This window comes from Emticicia sp. (genome assembly GCF_049241225.1).
Lineage (GTDB): Bacteria > Bacteroidota > Bacteroidia > Cytophagales > Spirosomataceae > Emticicia.
Genome location: NZ_JBMLRC010000228.1, coordinates 1 through 2,546, shown reverse-complemented (window position 1 = coordinate 2,546; position 2,546 = coordinate 1). Strand labels below are relative to the sequence as shown.

At 33.2% G+C, this 2,546-nt stretch carries 2 protein-coding genes; both read right to left on the bottom strand.

Annotation, left to right across the window (positions count from 1 at the left end):
* Nucleotides 1-175: 175 nt before the first annotated feature.
* Nucleotides 176-1,342 (bottom strand): RDD family protein, encoded by a 1,167-nt coding sequence (locus ACOVO2_RS12590; RefSeq protein ID WP_421770318.1) that lies wholly within the window; start codon nucleotides 1,340-1,342, stop codon nucleotides 176-178.
* A 123-nt stretch (nucleotides 1,343-1,465) separates the two neighbouring features.
* On the bottom strand, nucleotides 1,466-2,314 hold the full coding sequence (locus ACOVO2_RS12585; RefSeq protein ID WP_421770317.1) for a serine hydrolase: 849 nt from the start codon (nucleotides 2,312-2,314) through the stop codon (nucleotides 1,466-1,468).
* Between the last annotated feature and the right edge of the window lie 232 nt (nucleotides 2,315-2,546).

The following is a 2,546-nucleotide window of genomic DNA, read 5'->3' as shown; positions in this document are numbered from 1 at the left end:
ATACGTTTTCGGCAATCCGTCCCTACTCACATTATGAGGCTTTTCGGGTTTCTCCTATTATCATTGTACACAGATAAATCACTTTATTTTCTGACAAAAAAACTCCAACAATATCATATAATCCATGAGTAAACTATATGATACTGTTGGAGCGAACTCTAAATATTATAAATCTTTATATCTTCTCAGACTTTTTGTTAATTACTGTTGTTTTGGCTGCCATATCATGCAAAGTCTGTCTTGCTGGATTTGCTAAAGCTACCAAATATATTAAAGGGAAAAAACTGAATATTGATTTTATCAGATTTCTAATCAAAAACGTATTTTGAGTTATTTCTTCGCCTAATTTAGTTGGCGATATAGTTTGCTTAAATATCATTTTTCCTACCGACGACCCTCTTAGGAAAATATCACAAGCAGAAAAATAAACAAAACTTGCTCCTACAAATATGACATACACATAATCATTACCCGAAAAAACAAATAAAATAGCATACAAAATAATGTAGTCAATCACATAAGCTCCAATTCTTTTCCCCATACTTGCTGGTGTAATTCCTTCAAGCGTAACCGTATTTGCGGCTACGTACTCATCCCAAGTACCACCGATTCCAGCAAATTTGAGTAAATTATCTTGCGGAATAAAAGTAAGAATAGCTAAAATACCAACCAAAGCAGCCATTAAAGTCAATAATATAGCAGTTGGTGTACTCATTCCGCTATCACCACGGTGCAATAAAATCGCATCTTCTTCAATATTAAGTCCTGCATCTGTAAATAGCTTTACAATATCGCTACCAAGTTGACTACCATCAAATTTACCTTCAATCGTAAAATCTGGCGAAGAAAAATACTTACCTGTACTATCCAAATCACTTTCTTGTATATGTGTATCATGGATAACCAACTTTGCATTTATCTTGTCAGTATTTTTAACGAGTGATAATTTTCCAGTTGTGTCCACAACAATCTTTGAACCATCTGGCTGGGTCGAAATTCCTTCTTTATTAAGTTCTGAGAGCGGAATTTTCACATCTTGACTTGGATAAACAGGGTAATAAATTTCTTGAAGGGAATTTGTTTTACCTTTTCTGGTTTCTACATAGGAACCAGCAGGTACAACAGCATCTTTGATTTTCAAATAACGGGGAAGTTGTTCTTTTGGGGTTTTAAATAGTTCATCAAGCGTCATCTCAACAGGTTTGCTTGATGCCATATTAAATCTAATATCGGGAATTGCTATGCTTGAAATAACAAAATAGGCCATCACGATGCCAACTAATCGATAAAGAAAGCTAATTCTTTTTAAAAATGAGATTGTGTTCAGGAAAAAGTGTTTCATAAAAACGTGTGCTTAGATTTTTGTTTTAGTGTAGAAAAAAGTAAAACTAAAAAATACTTTTGTAAAACAAACATCCTCATCAATATTTATACCAATCAAGCACCGAACTTTGTATTATCAATCTCACTTCAAGCCCTCCCAACAAATTTTAGCTAAATCTCCGATTATTTTTTCGGCAGTTTCTTCTTTGTCGAAGCCTTCTACGAAGATTGACATCACAAAAGGCTGAGCAGTGAAAACAATAGCAGCATCGCCCCTAACGTATGCGAGCGTACCAGTTTTATGAGCAATCTCTAAATCTTTAGGTAGCTGACTCGGAATCGTCGTTTCGTCCTCACAGTTTTTTAGCATGCTCATCATTTCATCACAAAGTATCGGATTTGCTAATTTTTTATCATAAATCATTCGTAACAAAGCATTGATTTCCAAAGCATTAACATAATTTTCACGTCCTTGCTTTACAGCTTCCATGTCCATCATCACTCTATTCAATCGAGTTTTTGTTGCTCCCCACTTCGTTAAGTTTTGGTTAATCGTCTCCATTCCGATTTCACGAATCAGAATATTAGTAGCTGTATTATCGCTTGTGCGAATCATCTCTTGGGCAATCTCTCGGATTGTCAGCTTTTTTCCTTCCGAAGCATTCATCAAAACACCCGAGCCACCAGCCTTTTCGGCATTGGTCAAACGATGAACTTTCGATAAATTAATCTCATTCAATTGTGCCTTTTCCATAAGAGACATCAGAATCGGTACTTTTATAACACTTGCCGATGGTACTTTCACATCAGTTCTGTGTTCAAAATAAGATTTACCTTCCATGTTCTCCACTGCCATTGTCACCTTTATTCCTGATGGAAGTTTAGCGAGATAGTTCAATATTTGGATTTTATTTACCTGTTTTTCAGTTGTCTGAGCTATTACGCTATTTACTAAGAGGCTCATTATTAAAACCTTAAATATTATTTTCATTTTTTATTGAAATTTCTATATATACTTTTATTTCAAATTTAATCATATATATAATTAAATCTAATCATATAATTAATTCAAGCATATTAATATATTTAAAACAAACAATTGCAATCAAAACTACAATTTAAATCATATATTCAATATATTTAATTCAGACAAGATATATAGAATATCAAAAACGAATAATTTGTTTTAAATTTACAGTCTATTTAGTACGTTCAATAGAAAA

Coding starts and splice junctions, on each gene's coding strand:
- ACOVO2_RS12590 (WP_421770318.1), bottom strand. CDS start 1,342: ATGAAACACTTTTTCCTGAACACAATCTCATTTTTAAAAAGAATTAGC.
- ACOVO2_RS12585 (WP_421770317.1), bottom strand. CDS start 2,314: ATGAAAATAATATTTAAGGTTTTAATAATGAGCCTCTTAGTAAATAGC.